This is a genomic window from Pararoseomonas baculiformis (assembly GCF_017813395.1).
Lineage (GTDB): Bacteria > Pseudomonadota > Alphaproteobacteria > Acetobacterales > Acetobacteraceae > Roseomonas > Roseomonas baculiformis.
Window position 1 is genome coordinate 98,124 of record NZ_JAGIZB010000002.1, and the last position, 17,467, is coordinate 115,590.

The 17,467-nt window shown below is 69.6% G+C and carries 14 protein-coding genes; 11 read left to right on the top strand and 3 right to left on the bottom strand.

The window, feature by feature from the left end:
• Positions 1–4 precede the first annotated feature (4 nt).
• The 8 genes from J8J14_RS02505 (at position 5) to J8J14_RS02540 (ending at position 7,266) form a co-directional block, all read left to right on the top strand.
• A complete protein-coding gene (locus tag J8J14_RS02505; protein WP_209377865.1) occupies positions 5–730 on the top strand; it encodes an ABC transporter ATP-binding protein in 726 nt (241 codons plus the stop codon).
• A 73-nt stretch (positions 731–803) separates the two neighbouring features.
• Positions 804–1,937 carry an acyl-CoA dehydrogenase family protein gene (locus J8J14_RS02510; protein ID WP_245215301.1) on the top strand — a complete coding sequence of 378 codons (1,134 nt, stop codon included), beginning with the start codon at positions 804–806 and terminating at the stop codon, positions 1,935–1,937.
• 16 nt (positions 1,938–1,953) lie between these two features.
• Positions 1,954–3,087 (top strand): LLM class flavin-dependent oxidoreductase, encoded by a 1,134-nt coding sequence (locus J8J14_RS02515; RefSeq protein ID WP_209377867.1) that lies wholly within the window; start codon positions 1,954–1,956, stop codon positions 3,085–3,087.
• Positions 3,084–4,037, top strand: coding sequence for an ABC transporter substrate-binding protein (locus tag J8J14_RS02520; RefSeq protein ID WP_209377868.1), 954 nt, complete (start codon positions 3,084–3,086; stop codon positions 4,035–4,037). Before J8J14_RS02515 ends, J8J14_RS02520 begins: the two co-directional genes overlap by 4 nt.
• A gap of 83 nt (positions 4,038–4,120) precedes the next feature.
• Positions 4,121–4,657, top strand: coding sequence for a cupin domain-containing protein (locus tag J8J14_RS02525; RefSeq protein WP_209377869.1), 537 nt, complete (start codon positions 4,121–4,123; stop codon positions 4,655–4,657).
• Positions 4,658–4,697: 40 nt separating this feature from the next.
• Positions 4,698–5,192, top strand: coding sequence for an Lrp/AsnC family transcriptional regulator (locus J8J14_RS02530; RefSeq protein WP_209377870.1), 495 nt, complete (start codon positions 4,698–4,700; stop codon positions 5,190–5,192).
• A 69-nt stretch (positions 5,193–5,261) separates the two neighbouring features.
• Positions 5,262–5,780 (top strand): DUF3597 domain-containing protein, encoded by a 519-nt coding sequence (locus tag J8J14_RS02535; protein WP_209377871.1) that lies wholly within the window; start codon positions 5,262–5,264, stop codon positions 5,778–5,780.
• Between the two features lie 88 nt (positions 5,781–5,868).
• A complete protein-coding gene (locus tag J8J14_RS02540; protein WP_209378073.1) occupies positions 5,869–7,266 on the top strand; it encodes an amidase in 1,398 nt (465 codons plus the stop codon).
• Positions 7,267–7,746: 480 nt separating this feature from the next.
• Here the strand turns inward: J8J14_RS02540 and J8J14_RS02545 are convergent, their stop codons facing one another.
• A complete protein-coding gene (locus J8J14_RS02545) occupies positions 7,747–9,357 on the bottom strand; it encodes a winged helix-turn-helix domain-containing protein (RefSeq protein ID WP_280842830.1) in 1,611 nt (536 codons plus the stop codon).
• A gap of 481 nt (positions 9,358–9,838) precedes the next feature.
• Between J8J14_RS02545 and J8J14_RS02550 the strand changes: the two genes are divergently transcribed.
• Positions 9,839–10,141, top strand: coding sequence for a hypothetical protein (locus J8J14_RS02550; RefSeq protein WP_209377873.1), 303 nt, complete (start codon positions 9,839–9,841; stop codon positions 10,139–10,141).
• Positions 10,142–10,407: 266 nt separating this feature from the next.
• On the opposite strand, the gene J8J14_RS02555 is transcribed toward J8J14_RS02550, so the two are convergent.
• Positions 10,408–11,994: an ABC transporter substrate-binding protein gene (locus J8J14_RS02555; RefSeq protein WP_245215303.1), complete on the bottom strand. Its 1,587-nt coding sequence runs from the start codon at positions 11,992–11,994 to the stop codon at positions 10,408–10,410.
• A gap of 33 nt (positions 11,995–12,027) precedes the next feature.
• Entirely contained in the window at positions 12,028–13,860 is a 1,833-nt protein-coding gene (locus tag J8J14_RS02560; protein ID WP_209377874.1) for an AI-2E family transporter, read from the bottom strand.
• 154 nt (positions 13,861–14,014) lie between these two features.
• Between J8J14_RS02560 and J8J14_RS02565 the strand changes: the two genes are divergently transcribed.
• Positions 14,015–17,074 carry a response regulator gene (locus J8J14_RS02565; protein ID WP_209377875.1) on the top strand — a complete coding sequence of 1,020 codons (3,060 nt, stop codon included), beginning with the start codon at positions 14,015–14,017 and terminating at the stop codon, positions 17,072–17,074.
• Positions 17,071–17,448: a response regulator gene (locus tag J8J14_RS02570; RefSeq protein WP_209377876.1), complete on the top strand. Its 378-nt coding sequence runs from the start codon at positions 17,071–17,073 to the stop codon at positions 17,446–17,448. Before J8J14_RS02565 ends, J8J14_RS02570 begins: the two co-directional genes overlap by 4 nt.
• Positions 17,449–17,467 lie beyond the last annotated feature (19 nt).

Genomic DNA, 17,467 nt, shown 5'->3' on the forward strand with positions numbered 1-17,467 from the left:
AGCCATGAGCGAGAACCGCACCGTCTCCGTCCGCGGCCTCACGCGCCGCTTCGGCGCCAACACCGTCCTCCACGGCCTCGACCTCGATCTTGAGCCGGGCTCCTTCACCGCCCTTCTTGGCCGTTCCGGCTCGGGCAAGACGACGCTGCTCCGCACCTTGGCGGGCCTGGATCCCGCGCCCGGGGATGCGGAGATCCGTCTTCCCGCCGCCGTCGCCGCGGTGTTCCAGGAACCTCGCCTGCTGCCCTGGAAGCGGGTCTGGAACAATGTCGCCCTCGGCCTGCCCGGGCGGGAGGTGAAGCCCCGCGCCGAGCGCGCCCTTGCCGAGGTGGGCCTCGCACGCCACCGCGATGCCTGGCCCGCCACCCTCTCCGGCGGCGAGGCCCAGCGCGTGGCCCTGGCCCGCGCCCTGGTGCGGGAGCCGCGCCTGCTGCTGCTGGACGAGCCCTTCGCCGCGCTGGACGCGCTCACCCGTATCCGCATGCATGCCCTGGTGCTGGACCTGTGGCGAGTGCACGGCCCCACCACGCTGATCGTGACGCATGACGTGGACGAGGCCGTGCTGCTGGCCGACCGCGTGCTCGTCCTCGATGCCGGCCGCATCGCGGCGGATATCCGGGTGGAGATTCCGCGCCCCCGCAGCCATGGCGATGCCCGCTTCGTCGCGCTCCGCCGCCGCCTCCTCGCCGAACTCGGCGTGGAGGCCGAGGTGATCCGGGAAGCCGCCTGATGCCCAGCCGCAGCAGCATCCTCCTCGCCGCTCACCGGGACCGGGAAGTCGCCCGGCTGGGGCATGCCGCGTGATGGACGGAACGCTCCTTCCCGTTCACTCGGATCCGGCGCGCGAACTCGCGCGCCGCTTCTCCGCAGGGGCGGCCGAACACGACCACGAGGGCAGCTTCCCGCACGAGAACATCGCCGCACTGCGTGAGGCGGGGCTTCTCTCCCTTACGGTTCCGGCCGAGTTCGGTGGCCCGGCCATCGGGCTGGAGGCTGCCACCCGGATCGTCGGCACCATCGCGGAGGGTTGCCCGGCCACGGCGCTGGTCCTGTCCATGCAGCTGATCCAGCAGCGGGGCATTGCGCGGAATGTGGCCATCCCGCATGCGCTGCGCCGCCGCCTCGCGCTCGGTGCCCTGCGCGGTGAGTTGATGAACGCGCTCCGGGTGGAGCCGGAGCTTGGCACCCCCGCCCGCGGCGGCCTTCCCGCCACCACCGCGCGCCGCACCGCGGATGGCTGGTCCCTCACCGGCCGGAAGATCACCGCCACCGGCAGTCCTGCGCTGGATTGGGGCCTGGTATGGGCCCGCACGGATGAGGAGAGCCCGCGCACCGGGCTTTTCCTCCTGCCCATGCGCGCCCCTGGCCTGCGCATCGTGGAGACCTGGGACCAGGCCGGCCTCCGCGCCTCCGGCAGCCACGACGTACTGATGAAGGACGCCACGGTCCCCGCGGATCACGCCCTTGAACTCCGCGCGCCGCAGGAATGGACGCTGCGTGACGGCGACGCCGTGGCCTGGAACACGCTGCTCATCGCGGCCCTCTACACCGGCGTTGCCCGCGCTGCCCGGGACTGGCTCGTCCGCTTCCTCCGTGGCCGCATCCCGGCAAATCTCGGCCAGCCTCTCGCCACCCTCCCGCGCATGCAGGAGGCGGTGGGGCGGATCGAGGCGCTGATCCTCACCAATGAGCGCCTCGTCGCAAGCGCCGCGCGGGAGGAGACCACCGCCGCCGAGCTCGGCCTGGTGAAGACCGTCGCCGCCGACAACGCCATCGCCGCCGTGCAGGAGGCTGTCTCCCTCTGCGGCAATCATGCCCTCGCGCGCTCCAACCCGCTGGAGCGCCATCTGCGGGACGTCCTCTGCGCCCGCATCCACACCCCCCAGCCTGACGCAGCCCTCCTCGACGCTGGCCGCGCCGCGCTGCTCCCGATCTGAACGGAGAGAAACGCCCATGACCATCAACACCCTCCCCATCGGTGGCGTCGAGTTCATCGGCATGATCCAGCCGCGCCAGCAATCGGAGATCCACCCGGCCAGCGGGGCGGCGATCGACCCGGCCTATCTCGTCGCCTCGGCCCAGGCGCATGACGAGGCGGGCTTCGACCGGATCCTGATCGGCTGGTATTCCAACGGCCCGGATGGGCTGCAGCTCGCCTCCCACCTGGCGGCGCATACCAGGAAGGTCGGCTTCCTCGTCGCCCATCGCCCGGGGTTCCAGGCTCCGACCACCGCCGCCCGCGCCTTCAACACGCTCGACCAGCTCTCCAATGGCCGGGCCGCGCTGCACACCATCTCCGGCGGCGACGACACGGACCAGGCACGGGACGGCGACTGGCTCGGCAAGGATGAGCGCTACGATCGCACGGATGAGTACCTGGCCATCCTGAAGTCGATCTGGGCCGCCAAGTCCCCCGTGGACCATGAGGGCACCTATTACCGCATCAAGGGCGCCTCGCCCGAGGTCCGCAGCGTGCAGCAGCCGCGCATCCCGCTCTATTTCGGCGGCGCCTCCGAAGCTGCGCTGCGTGTCGCGGGCAAGCATGCCGATGTCTATGCCCTCTGGGGCGAGACCCACGCCCAGGTGCGCGAGATCATCTCGCGCGTCCGGGCCGAGGCCGCGAAGCATGGCCGTGCCGACCAGATCCGCTTCTCGCTCTCCTTCCGCCCCATCCTGGCGGATACGGAGGACGCGGCCTGGGGCCGCGCCGAGACGATCCTGCACCGCATCCGCCAGATCCGCGGCCAGGCCGCCCTCGGCCCCAACACCCAGGCGCCGCAGAATGCCGGCTCCCAACGCCTGCTCGATGCCGCCTCCCTCGGCGACCGGCCGGAAGGCCGCCTCTACACCGCCATCGCGCGGGAAACGGGTGCGCGCGGCAACACCACCGCGCTCGTCGGCACGCCCGAGCAGGTGGCCGAGGCCTTCCTCGAATATTACGACCTCGGCGTGACCACCTTCCTCATCCGCGGCTTCGACCCGCTGGAGGATGCCGTGGAGTATGGCCGCTCGCTCCTCCCCATCACGAAGCGCCTCGTCGCGCAGCGTCTCGCTGCGCGTGGCGCCATCAAGGTTGCCGCCGAATGATCGCCACCCGCCGCATTCTTCTCGGTGCCGCCGCCGCCCTGGCCGCGCCGCGCATCCTCCGTGCCCAGGCCCCGCTGCGGGTGGGCGACCAGCGCGGCAATGCCCGCGCGGTGATGGAAGCCTCCGGCCAGCTCAAGGGCTTCGGCGAGCGCATCGCCTGGAGCGAGTTCCCGGCCGCCGCGCCGCTGGTGGAGGCGCTGAACGCCGACGCCATCGACACCGGCCTGGTAGGGGACGCGCCCTTCACCTTCGGCGCCGCCGCCGGCGTGCCCATCAAGGCCATCGCCGCCACGCGGGAGAACCGCGAAGGCCTCGCCATTCTCGTGCAGAAGGACAGCCCGATCCGGTCCATCCAGGACCTCAAGGGCAAGCGCATCGCCACCGGGCGCGGCTCCATCGGCCACCAGGTGATCCTGGCCGCGCTGGAGAATGCCGGCCTGCCGCTGGACGCCGTGCAATTCGTCTTCCTGCTTCCGGCGGATGCCAAGGCCGCCTGGGCGCGCGGCTCGGTCGAGGCCTGGTCCACCTGGGAGCCCTATGTCTCCCAGGAGGAGGTGCTGAACGGTGCCCGCCGCGTGGCCCATGGGCAGGGCATCACCCCCGGCCTGGGCTTCCAGGCCGCGCGCAACGACGCCATCGCGGCGCGGCGCGAGGACCTGGCCGAGTTCGTCCGCCGCCTCGCCGCTGCCCGTGCCTGGGCCAATGCGAATGTGGAGGGCTACGCGAAGACCTGGTCGGAGCTGATGAACGTCCCGGCCCCGGTCGCCGAGCACTGGTTCCGCCGCGCCGCCACCCGCGTCGTCCCCATCGACGACAGCGTGGCCACCGACGAGCAGAAGAACATCGATCTCTACGCCCGCGCGAACCTCGTCCGCCGGCGCATCGATGCGAAGGACCTGCTCGACTCCTCCTTCAACTCCGCCATCCAGGCCGGCAACCGCGCGGCTTGACCGCTGGCCTGCCTGCCACGACCTTGCCCGCGGCGGAACCGCCCCGTCCCGCCCGCGGGGGACTGACAAAGGACAGAACGACCATGCCTGACGGCATCTCCCAGACGATCTCCCAGGGTTCCGGCCAGGAAACCTCCACACAGCCCGGTCCGGGCCATGACTGGCGCAGCAAGGGCATCCGCCATGTCGCGGCCACCCAGAAGAGCTGCGACACCCCCGAGACCCTCGGCATGAACCGTGAGGTGGCGGTGTCCGGCAGCCGCACCGGTTCCACCCATCTCTGGGCCGGCACCAACCGGATCGAGCCCGGCTCCCAGACCGGGCCGCACCACCACGGCCCGCTGGAGAGCATCATCTACATCATCTCCGGCACCGCCCACATGCGCTGGGGCGACCGGCTGGAGTTCATCACCGAGGCCAAGGCCGGCGACTTCTTCCTGGTCCCGCCCTATGTCCCGCACCAGGAGATCAATGCTTCCTCCACCGAGGTGCTCCATTGCGCCCTCGTGCGCAGCGGCACCGAGGAGGTCGTGATCAACCTTCCGGACATGGCGGCGGTCGAGACCCCGGAATGGGTGAATGTCAGCTCCGCCACCCTTCCCACGAAGAAGCCTGCCTGAACCGGCCGGGCGGGGCGCAGCCCCGCCCGCCGAAACGCCCATGGACGAAATCGACCGCAAGATCATCGCTCTTCTCCAGGGCGACGCCACCCTTTCCGTCGCCCAGCTCGCCGACAAGGTGGGTCTCTCCGCGACGCCCTGCTGGAAGCGTGTTCAGAAGCTGGAGGCCAATGGCGTGATCACGCGCCGCGTGGCGCTGGTGGACCCGGAGAAGATCGGCGTCGGTCTGATCGTCTATGTCGCCATCGAGGCTGGCGACCATACGCCCGAATGGCTTTCCACCTTCTCCCGCTCGATCGCCTCCATGCCGGAGGTGATGGAGGCGCATCGCATGGCGGGCGAGGTGGACTACATGCTCCGCGTCGCCGTCCCTGGCATGGCGGAGTTCGACGCCTTCTACAAAAGGCTGATCGCCGCCGTTCCCATGCGCAACGTCACCTCGCGCTTCGCCATGGAGCAGCTGAAATACACCACCGCCTACCCCCTCCACAGCGGCCGCTTCCGTGACCGCTCGGGCAGGGAAGGGGAGGGTTAGGGCGCCGCACAACCCGCACCCTCGCCCGCCGTTCTCCGCAGGGCCATCACGGCTTCAGGAGACAAGCTAATGAGCGTCTTCCGCTCGATCATGTCCAAGATCTTCGGCCACCCGGCCGCCGCCAGCCCGGCGGATGCGGGCTCCCCAACCCCCGCCACCACCACGGGTACCAGCACGGGCAACCCCTCCGGCGGCATCGGCGACCTCGGCGGGCTCGGCACCGCCATGGCGGCCCCGGCCACGACCCCCAGCACCCCCGCCCTCGGCCAGGCGCCGGAAGGCGCGCCCGCGCCCGCACAGGGTAGCGCCGCGGGCGGAGCGCCCGCCCAGCCGGTGGATGTGGAGGCCGTGCTCAGCCAGATGGCGGCGCAGAACCCGCAAAAGCTGAACTGGCAGACCTCCATCGTGGACCTGATGAAGCTGCTCGACCTCGACAGCAGCCTTGCCGCACGCAAGGAACTGGCCGGCGAACTGGGCTATGCCGGCAGCACCGACGATTCCGCCACGATGAACATCTGGCTCCATAAGCAGGTCATGCGGAAGCTGGCCGAGAATGGCGGCCGCGTGCCGGAAAGCCTGCGGAGCTGACCCGGGCGGGTTGCTCCCTGCTGGACAATCCCGTCCTCCCGTCCCCCAATGCCGGCAGCGGCATTGGGGAGACGACACCGTGGATGGCATGACCCAGGCGGCCTATCGGCCCGACGTCTTCCGGCAGCTCACCTATCACGACCTCGCCCCCGCCTTCGCGGCGGGCACCGACACGCCGCGCGCCTTCCTGGAACGCTGCCTTGAAACCATCGCGGCGCGCGAGCCCACGGTCCAGGCCTGGGTCGCCACCAACCCCGAAGGAGCGCGCGAGGCCGCCGATGCCAGCACAGCCCGCTGGAAGGCGGGGCGCACCCTCTCGCCGGTCGATGGCATGCCCATCGGCATCAAGGACCTGATCGAGACGCGGGACATGCCCACCCAGATGGGCTGCGAGGCCTATCGTGGGAATTTCCCGAAACGCGACAGCGCCATGATCCGCGCCCTGCGCGATGCCGGCGCCGTCATCCTCGGTAAGACCGTCACCACCGAACTCGGCCAGGGCCATCCCGGCCCCACCACCAACCCCTTCCACCCCCGGCATACGCCGGGCGGCTCCTCATCCGGTTCGGCCGCCGCGGTGGGCGCCCGCATGGTTCCGGCGGCGATCGGCACCCAGGTCGGCGGTTCCATTATCCGCCCCGCCTCCTATTGCGGAAACGTGGCGCTGAAGCCCACCCAGGGCGCGATCAACCGGGGCGAGCGCCAGGGCCTCTCCCAGAGCACGGCCGGCGTCCATGCCGGCTCCATTCAGGACATGTGGCTGGTGGCGATGGCCATCGCCATGCGGGCCGGCGGCGATCCCGGATCCCCCGCGCTCTTTGGCCCTGAATCCCCGCCCCCCGCCAGCAAGCCCGCCCGGCTCATCGTCATGGAGGCCGAGGGCTGGGCCCTGCTCGACGACGCCTCCCGGCAGGCCTTCCGCGCCGTGCTCGACAGCCTCCGCGCCGCCGGCGTCCAGATCCTCACCCGCGCCGACGCCCCTGCCATCGACGCCTTCGAGCGCGTCATCGCGGACGCCAAGGCCGTGACCAACGACCTCGGCAGCTTCGAGACGCGCTGGAGCCAGCAGAACCTCATCGAATCCCACCCTGATGGCGTCAGCCAGCGCTTCCTCAACCGCCATGCCCGCGGCATGGCGATGACGCTGGACGACTATCGCGCCCGCCTTCTCCAGCGCGAAGCCATGCGCCGGGCCCTGGCCGAGCTCGCACCGCTCGCCGATGCCCTGATCGCGCCGTCCTCCCCAGGCCCAGCCCCGATCTGGGAAGGCGACAAGCCCGGCGAGCCCCTGGCGCCACGCCCGACCGGAGACATCGCCTACAACGCCGCCACCTCCGCCCTGGGTGTTCCCTGTGTCACCGTCCCCAAAATGGCCGTCGGCGGCCTGCCCATGGGCATCCAGGTCATCGGCCATCCCCATATGGACGCCCGCACCACCGGCTTCGCGCGCTGGATGCTGGAGGAGCTGCCGCCCGCCATCGCCTGAGCGGATGGCAGCACCCGGCGAAGTCTTTGTTCCGGCGGTGAAGGTCTGTCCCAGGGAGAGGAGGAAGAAGCGCCTTCTCTCCCGAGATCCCTCGCGGCCAGTTCTCTCATCATCGAAGCGGTTCGGCTGACAGTGCGCCTTGGGACGATGGCCCAGGGCGATCGCAAGGGCAGGAAGGACAGAAAGGCGGCACATCAATGCGTTGAAACCACTTGGGCTTCTGCAAGCGCTTCAGACCTCCGCGTGATCCGCCGTCCCGCAAGTCAGCATCCGGCCCTCCCGCCAAGCAGCTTCAGCCCACGCCGCACGAGGCCGCTCCGCGCATAATATGGTGGCCGGTTGGCGATCCAAATATATGGAGCAGCTGCAGGAAGGCAGCCGTCCACGCGCCACTACAGAAGCACCTATGGCGGCCTCTTGAACGCTGTAGCAGGCACAAGCAGTGAGTGCTCCGCACCGTGGCGAAGCACCTGGCCAGAATCATTCTGGCAAGCCACCGCCGCGCAGTCCTTCGATCATGACACGATGAAAGTTGGAGTCCGCGAACTCGCCCATGATACGGGACGCAAAGACACGCGCCCCAGTAGGGCACATGCGCCTGTAGTATTCCCCGGCACGGATCGCTCCCTCCACCTGGCCTAGAGCATGCAGGGCGACAACGACCACGCGATGCCCGGTGGCACGCATCGGCATCTCAGCCACTGCCCTGCGGCCGACATCCAGGGCCTCCTCGTAGCGCCCCACCATGATGTACGCGTAGCCCAGGCCGGAGAGAAAGTAGGAGAGCTCCGGGTCAAGGGGGCTGAGGCGCATGGCTCGCTGGAACAGGCTGATGGCCCTGTTTGGCTGTGCAACGTAGAGCAGGGTCCAGGCGGCACCGCCGTTGATCTGTGCTGAATTCGGGTTGAGCGAGAGGGCTCGCTCGATCGCTGCGACGCCGTGCTCCCGATCATGGGCCAGCCAGGATATTGCCTGACCTGCCAGGCGGAGTGTCGTGGCATCGTCCCTCGCATCGGACAGCGCCTCGCGGGCAAGCCTGGCGCCCTCCTCCCGCTCGTCGGGCATGATCCATCCCTGAACCTCGCGCATGATCATCGTGTAAGCGGCGAACGCCTTGGCCAGGACAAATGACGGATCAAGCCGGATTGCTTCCCGCAGCAGGCTCAGCGCGGCATCGCTGCCCTCGCGTGTTTGCGCGTAATGGTGCGGTAGTGCTCGAAGATAGAGGTCGTAGGCGCCCAGGCTGTCGGTCGGCTTCTGCCTCACCCTTCGGACCTCGGCTTGGCTCAGGCTCGGCTCGAGAGCACCTGCCACGGTCTCCGTCAGTCGATCCTGTAGGTCGAAGACATCATCCAGCACACCATCGAAGTGCTCTGCCCAGATGTACACGCCCGTTTCCGCTTCAACGAGCTGGCAGGTGATCCTGACGCGCTCACCAGCCCTGCGGATCGTGCCTTCCAGCACATAACGGACCCCGAGCTCCCGGCCGATCTGACGTACATCGACGAACTTTTCTTTGTAGGTGAAGGCTGAGTTGCGCGCGATCACGAAGAGCCAGTGCAGGCGTGTCAGAGCGGACGTCAGTTCCGCCGTCATGCCATCGACGAAATAGTCCTGCTCCGGGTCGCCACTCAGGTTGTCGAAGGGAAGAACAACGATGGAGGGGCGCTCCGGCAGGGGCAGGCTGGGTGGCCCCGACGGATGCTCTGAAGCCGTACCACTGACGCTGCCAGCGTTGTCTCCTGACGGCGGAGCGGATGCCGTATCGCCGCGTGTCACCTGCTCCGTGAAGAGGTAGCCGCGACCTGCCACCGTCTTCAGGATTCGCTGGCCATCAGCTCCGAGCGCCCGCCGAATGTCAGCAATGCAATGGGTGATACCATCGTCCGTGACGGTGGCTTCCGGCCACATTGCCTCCATCAGCTCGGTTCGGGATACCAGCCTACCGGCGTTCTCCGCCATGTACCGCAAGGTCTCAAAGGACTTCCGGCGGAGTGCGAGTTCAAGACCGTCTCGCCCGCGAAGGCACCCACGGGTCAGGTCCAGGCAAAAGCCATCAAACGAAAAGGCTGACGGCCCTTGGTCGGGCATAGCATAGCCCTCCCCAGCGGATACCCCGGCCTTGAGGGCAAAGGACACCGGTGAAACCACGGTCGATTTTGCACCAAAGTTTCGCGAAGTTTTCAGGCCGTTTTCGGGACCACGATGCTGTTCTCAGGCTATCAAGCACTCACCGGATGGCAAAACAGCTGCCGGGCCGAATCATTATAGAAAGCCGCTTGGTAAGGGAGGACCGGAATGCTTTTTGTGGCAGATGGTCTTCGTTCAAGCACAACCTTGGCTGACAAGGCTCTGAGGTAACTCAGGAACAGCGCTGCGCACAGAACGTCAGTGCGCAGGCCCAGTTTCGTTCGTCCTCGTCGCGTCCGGCGGGAATTCCATCGCATCGCCAGTGGAACCTCGTCGCGCATCCCCCCATCCGCTGTGGCCAGCATGGCCGAGCGGGTCATCCCCTCAACCCGGGCAACCGAGCCGTCCCGCTCACCCGATCATCTCCGAACCGAGAAACGCCATGCGCAAGATCTTCGCCGCTGCCTTGGTCAGCAGCCTGATCGCCGGCGGTGCCCCTGCCTTTGCCGAAGGTGATTACCTGATAGGCGCCCGCACCGTGTCGCCTGCGTGGACTCAGCCTGCCGGGTACACCCCGGCCGCCGAGGCCAGTCGGGATCGCCGCCACTTGTCTGGTGGTGATGATCAGTACGTCATCGGGCCTACCGCATCGGCTGCCTGGGCCCGGCAGGATGACCGCCTGATGCTCGCCGCGGCGCACGCGCCTTCCGCGGGGAACTTCCTCCTTGCAAGCCAGGGCGAGTAGATCTCTGACCTTCGGGAACCCGGCTGCAGTGGAGGGCAGCCGGGTTCACCGCTGCGCGCTGGCCGGGGCCTATCTGCTGGCTGCCGCTAAAGATCAGACAAGCCGATACCTGCCAAGAATGGTTGTGGTGGTCTCAGCCCCCGTGTTGCGCCGTTTCCGCGGCAGCCAGGCGGGGTTCCAAGGGCCTCACGCCCTTGGCGGGTGCGGGTCCGGAGAGGGCAGCGCCCTCTCCGCGAGCGGCAGGTCAGGACCAAGCCCACACGGAATCAGGGCTCAGCGCGCACGCCCATGGCGATGGTCCGTTCATCCATGCGCGGATCATGTTTCAGCCCCCGGCGTGCCGCCCAGCTGTTGGTCAGCTGCACGAGCTGGATATAGGGCACCCGCTCCGCATAGCGCGCCACTGCCTCGCGCAGCAGCGCCTCGCGTCCCTCATCGTCCATGGTGGCCGCGGCCCGCGCTGTCATCTCGTCCAGCTCGGGATCGGAATGGCGCCACATATTGGCCGAGCCGGTCAGGCGCTGCCGGTTCGACGTGCCGGTGATGTTTACCAGGTAGTTTGTCGCCTCGCCCGTGGAACTGCCCCAGGCCGCCATCTGCAGCGGCAGCTCGAAGCGCGTGCGCCGGGGCACGAAGGCCGCATAGGGCATGGCATCCACCGTGGCCCGCACGCCAATCCGCGTCCACATCTGCGCCACGGCCTGGCTCAGTCGCGCGTCATTGGGCCAGCGGTCGTTAGGCGTGGAGATCACCACCCGGAAGCCCTGCGGATACCCTGCTTCCGCCAGCAGCCGCCGCGCCGCTTCCGGGTCGAAAGGGTCGGGCCGCACATCCGGGTTGTAGCCGAAGGCGCCGCGCGGCAGCCATTGCCCCGTCGGCTCCGCCGCGCCCTCCATCACCCGCTCCACCAGCGCATCTCGGTTGATGGCCAGCGACAGCGCGCGCCGCACCCGGATGTCCAGGAAGGGGTTCTGCGGCAGGGGCGTGCCCTGGTGGTCCGTTATCTGCGGATGCCCGCCCTCAGGCGAATGAACGGGCGCGATGAACATCGTCCGCAGGCTCGGGATCTGGGAAACGACCACGCGCGGGTCGTTCTTCAGCCGCGCCAGGTCGCTCGTCGGCAGCTGGTCGATCAGGTCCACATCGCCCGAGAGCAGCGCAGCGGTGCGGGAGGCATCGTTGGACAGGAAGCGGTAGGACACTCGCGCCCAGGGTTCCGCCCCTCCCCACCATTCCTCGTTCCGCGCCAGCACAGCCCGGTCACCCGAGGCGTAGGAGACGAGCCGGTAGGCGCCCGTGCCCACCGCCGCGCGGCCGGTGTTGTAGTCCTCGGTGGCCGTTCCGTTCACATGCCGCGCGATGACGCTGATCTGGGTCAGGTCCACTGGCAGGAGTGGATGCGGCTGGCGCGTGTGGACGCGGATGGTGTGCGGGTCCATTATCTCCACCCGCGCCACCTGCCGCAGGAAGCCGCCGAAGCCACCCGGGCTGTTCGCCACTTGCGGCACGCGCCCGAAGGTGAACACCACGTCCTCGGCCGTGAAGTCTCGCCCGTCATGCCATTTCACGCCGCGGCGCAGCCGGAACTCCCACTCCGTGTCGGACACCGGGCGCCAGGATTCTGCCAGCGCCGGCATGGGGCGGGCGCGTGCATCCCGCTCCACCAGCCGGTCGAAGATATGCATGGTCAGGGAGTTGTTCGGCCCATTGTTGTGGAAGTGCGGATCCACCGAGGTCGGGGCCGTCCCCACGCCGATCGTCAGGTCCTGCGCCGCTGCCGGCCCCTGCGCCATGAGAATGAGGGGAAGCGCGGCGAGGCAAAGCCTGCGCGACAGGGTCATGCCATCGGCCATCTTCCGCCGTCTCCCTCCGGGTTGCCCCGGAGGCTAGATGACCCTTTGCGCGGAAGGAAAGGATTTCTCCCCCCGGGCCGCCAGCGCCTCGCCCAACGCCGCGGCCTCGCCCATGGATGTCACGATCGCCTCGGCGGGGCCTTCCTCGCGCAGCGCCGCCAGCATCGGGCTGTCCGACGGCGCATGCCAAAGGCCGACGATGACCTTCGCCTCGGGCAATTGCCGCGCAATGCGGCGAAGGAAGTAGCGCAGCCCCGCCACGCTGTTCCCCTCCTCCAGCACGGACAGGCAGACCATCCGCACCAGCGTCGGGTCCAGCCGCCCGAGATTGGCTGTTTCCAGCGCCGCGCTCGTCTCCGCCCGGGCGCCCAGCCCGGCCCGTTGCAGCACCAGCGCGGCCAGCCGCGCCGTGAGGTCGTCGAAGGGACCGCGCCCGGCGATGCACACCACCGCCCCCTCGGCCGCCCAGGGCGCGGGCTGTGCGGCCTCGCCCGCGGGCACCGGGGCGAAGTCGGACAGGTCGTCGAGCAGCACGCCCACCTGCGCCCGGATCACATCCAGCCGTTCGGGTTCCAGCGCCTCGCGTGACCAGTCCGTCTGCGCCAGTACCAGCCCCTGCAGCGCCACGCCGTCGCCATAGGCGCCCAGGCTGGCCCCCGGTTCGGCCAGGATCTCGCGCGCCTGGTCCACCAGCCCATCCGCATCCCCTTCCAGCGCGCGCTGGTAGAAGCTCTCCTGCGGCTGCAGCGGCGGGCGGTCGCCCAGCATGACGTCGAAGAATTCGAAGCGCGGCACATGCCGGCCTAGCACCACCAGCCCCACCGTCAGGGGCGTGGCGATCAGGAGCCCCACCGGGCCCCAGAGGAAGGCCCAGAAGCTGGCCGAGAGCACCACCGAAAGCGGCGAAAGCCCCGTCCGCCGCCCGAAAAGCAGGGGCTCCAGCACCTGGCCCATCACCGCCCCGCCGAGCAGGAACACGGCCAGGACCGTGATGGCCATGAACCAGCCCGGATCCACTGCCATCGCCAGCACCAGGGGCGGCGCCACGGCGATGGGCGTGCCGATGAAGGGGACGAAGCGCATCAGCCCGGCCAGGATCCCCCAGAGCAGCGGGCTTGGCAGCCCCACGGCCCAGAGCAGCGCGGAGATCATCACGCCATAGCCCGCGTTCAGCGCTACCTGGGCCAGGAAGAGCCGCGAAAGCCGGCCGGCCGCGTCATTCATCGCGGTCATCGTCCGGTGCAGGTCGCGGGCCCCGGCCAGCCGGATCGCGCGGTCCCGCAGGTCCTCGCGGTAGAGAAGGGTCAGCACGGTGAAGAGCAGCACCAGGCCCGTCTTGGCCAGTGGCCCCAGCACCGGGCCCAGGATGGAGCCCAGCACGCTCAGGATCGATGCATCGGACCGCGCCGGGGCCGCGACCACCACCGGCGCCCCAGGGGGGGCGGGGGTTTCCTGCACCCCCTCGATCCCCAGGCTCCCCAGCATTGCCTCAGCCCGTCGCAGCAGGTTCCCCAGTCCGCTCAGCGCCCCCAGCTTCTCGCGCAAGGTGGTGGCGTAGCCCGGCAGTTCCGCCGCCAGCTCGGCGGCCTGCATCCCGATGGCGGCGAAAATGGCCGCGATGACGGCGAAGGCCACCAGCACCGTCACCAGCACCGCCACGCCCTTGCCGAGGCGAACCCGCTGGAGCGCCCGCGCGACGGGCGCGAGCACGAAGGCGAGCAGCACGGCCAGCACCAGCGGCACCAGCACGTCCTGCCCGTAATAGAGCGCCGCCACCACCACGGCGGCCGAAACCAGCATGGCCGCCCCGGCCACCGGGTTTCCCGGCGCGGCGGATGGGGGGAGGCGTCGGTCGGGCAGGGCCATGAAGCGGTGTTTCGTGTCCGGAAGGGAATGGGCCGCGCTCCCGGCGCAGCATCTCTGGCACAACCCCCCACCCCCCCGGTGCGTTGCGCGCCCGGATGCCATCTTCCCCACCCCATGCGGGGGTGGCGGGAAGTTCCCGGCGGAAGGAGAACCCGTGCCCGAACCCATCCGCGCCCCGGCCCCGGAAATGACGCCGGGTGCGACCCCGGGCCGGGTGGCGCAGCCCCGCCGCTGGCCGCGCCTGCCGCTCCTCGCCGGCCTTCTCGCCGTGCTGGCCGTCATCGCCGGAACCGTGAGCTATGCGCTGAACGACCGGGACACGGATGCCATCGCCGCCGGAAACGAGACCGTGGTGGCGCTCGAAGGCGTGCTCTCCGCCATCAAAGATGTGGAAACCGGCCAGCGCGGCTACATGCTGGTGGGGCGCGAGGAATACCTGGAGCCCTACAAGGCCGGCCTCCAGGCCGTGGAGGAGCGCCTCGCCGCCGTCGAGGCCCTGCGCGCCCCCGCCGGCCTGGCCGCCGACACCCCGCTCCGCAACCTGATCTCCCGGCGGGAGAGTCTGGCCGAACGCGCCGTCACCGCCCGGCGGGAGGGCGGGACCGCCGCGGCCCAGGGGCTGGTGGAAAGCGGCGAGGGACGCGAGACCATGGATGCGATCCGCGCCGAGGTCGCGCGGCTGCAGGCCCAGGCGCGGGAGCGCGTGGACGAGCTGAACCACCGCAGCAACCTCCGCGCGCTCTGGCTTGGCGGCACGGCCCTCGGCGCCGCGCTGCTCGCCTGCGCCCTGCTCGGCTTCTATGCCGTCACGCGCCGCCGGGCGGAGCGCCGCGCCAATGCCCTGCTGGAAGCGGTGATGGGCAATGCCCCTGTCGGCCTCGGGCTGATCGGGCGCGACCTTTCGATCCGCAACGCCAATCGCTCCATGGCGGAGATCGCGGAGCGCATGACCGGCCAGGACTCCGGGTCGCCCAACGCCGCCCCGGCGCTGGCCGAGGCCATGCGCAGCCGCATCGAGCCGCGCCTGCGCGCCGTGCTGGATGGCGGGCGCCCGCAATCCGATGTCGCGATCGAACTCCCCAGCCCCATCAATCCCGAGGAGAAGCACCACCTTCTCGCAACCCTGTTCCCGGTTGCCGCCGGGGCCGAGGGGGCAGGCCTCATCCTGATGGACATCACCCGCCGGCGCCGGGCCGAGGAGCGCCTGCGCCGAAGCGAGGCGCGCTTCCGCACCCTCGCCAACTCCCTTCCGCAGCTCGCCTGGCAGACCGATGCTCAGGGCGAGATCGAGTGGTACAACCGCCGCTGGTACGACTTCACCGGCACCAGCTTCGAGCAGGTGAGGGGATCGGGCTGGAAGAGCGTCCACCACCCCGACCATGTGGAGCGGGCCGAGGCCAGCTTCCGCGCCGCCATCGCGCAGGGCGAGCCGTGGGAGGATTTCTTCCCCCTGCGTGGCGCCGATGGCGAGTACCGCTGGTTCCTCAGCCGCGCCGTGCCCCTGCGCGAGGAACCCGACGAGGAGAATCCGGAGGGCGCGATCACCGGCTGGTTCGGCACCAACACCGATGTGACGGAGCTGCGCGCCGCGCAGGAGGAGGCAACCCTGGCCCGGGAGGCGGCCGAGGACGCGAACCGCGCCAAGAGCCAGTTCATCGCCAATATGAGCCATGAGCTGCGCACCCCGCTCTCCGCCGTGATCGGCTATTCCGAAATGCTCGAGGAGGAGGCCGCCGACATCGAGGGCGGCGAGGTGCTGACGAAGGACCTGCAGAAGATCGGCGCCAATGCACGCCACCTCCTGTCGCTCATCAACGACGTGCTGGATCTCTCCAAGATCGAGGCCGGGCGGATGGAGACCCATGCGGAGGAATTCGAGGTCTCCACCCTCGTGTCCGAAACCGTGGCGACCGTGCAGGCCCTGATGGACCGCAAGGAGAACCGGCTGGATGTGCGGTTGCCGCCGGATCTCGGCACCATGCGCACCGACCAGGTGAAGCTGCGCCAGTGCCTGATCAACCTGCTTTCCAACGCCAGCAAGTTCACCGAGGGGGGCGTGATCACCCTTTCGGCCGAACCGGGGCGCGACGCCATGGGGCGCCGGGAGATCGCCTTCCGGGTGGCGGATACCGGCATCGGCATGAACCAGGAGCAGCTCTCCCGCCTGTTCCGCCGGTTCAGCCAGGCGGACAGCTCCACCACCCGGCGCTTCGGCGGCACCGGGCTTGGCCTGGCCATCACCAAGGCCTTCTGCACCCTTCTCGGCGGCGACATCGCCGTGGAGAGCGAGGAGGGGCGGGGGACCACCTTCACCATCCGCGTGCCGGTGGACATGCACGAGACGGGGCCGGAGCCTTCGGCCGAGCAGCGCCTGGCCACCATCCCCGAGCCGGATTCCGGAACGGCCGGCCTTGTCCTCGTCGTGGATGACGACCCCGCCTCGCGCGAGCTGCTGTCCCGCTTCGTCGTGCGGGACGGCTTCTCCGTCGCCTGCGCCCATGATGGGGAGGAGGGGCTGCGCCTCGCCCGCCAGCTCCGCCCCACCGCCATCCTGCTGGACGTGATGATGCCGCGCATGGATGGCTGGTCCGTGCTCTCCGCGCTCAAGGCGGATCCGGACCTGTCCGAGATTCCCGTGGTGATGGTTTCCATCGTCCAGGAACGCGCCCTCGCGGTGTCCCTCGGCGCGGCCGACTACCTCGTGAAGCCGGTGCAGTGGCACCGCCTTCGCACGGTGCTGGAACGCTACCGAGCGCCTGGCACCGCCCTGGTGGTGGAGGCCGAGCCGGAGCCCCGCAACGAGCTGCGCCGCCTTCTGGAAAGCGAAGGATGGTCGGTGGAGGAAGCAGGGAACGGCTCGGCCGCCCTGGAGCGCCTCTCGGCCGCCTCGCCGGCCGCGCCGCCCCTCGGCCTCGTCCTCGTCGCCGTTCCCGGGCCGGATGGCGACGGGCTCAGCCTCGTGCACCAGCTCCGGCGCAACGAGGCATGGAAGGGCATCCAGGTCATCGCCCTGACCGGCGGCCATGTCGCACCCGCGGAGCTGGAGGCACTGCGCGGCCAGGTCCGCCGCATCCTTCCCGCCGATGACGAGCCGCCGGAGGCGCTTCTCACCGAACTTCGCCGCATTGCCGGGCAGCGGATCGCGAATGCAGCCCCAGGGAACCCGCCGCCGCCGCCGCCGTTGGAGGCGCAGAGGGAGACCGCGACGCGATGACGAAGATCCTGCTGGTGGAGGACCATGAGGAGCTGTGGGATTTCCTCTCCCGCCGCCTCCGCCGCCGTGGCTTCGACGTGGTGCTGGCCCATGACGGCCAGCAGGGCGTCGACATGGCCCAGGCCGAGAAGCCCGACGTGATCCTGCTGGACATGAACCTGCCCGTGATGGATGGCTGGACGGCCGCCCGGAAAATCCGGGAGCTGCCCGAAACCACCCGCATCCCCATCATCGCGCTGACCGCCCATGCCATGTCGGGCGACCGCGATAAGATGATTGCCGCGGGCTGCGACGACTATCACCCCAAGCCCGTGGACTTCCCCCAGCTGCTCGCGCAGATCGATGCGGCAATGCTGGCGGCCGAGGAGGGGTAGCGGCATCGCAACCGGCCGC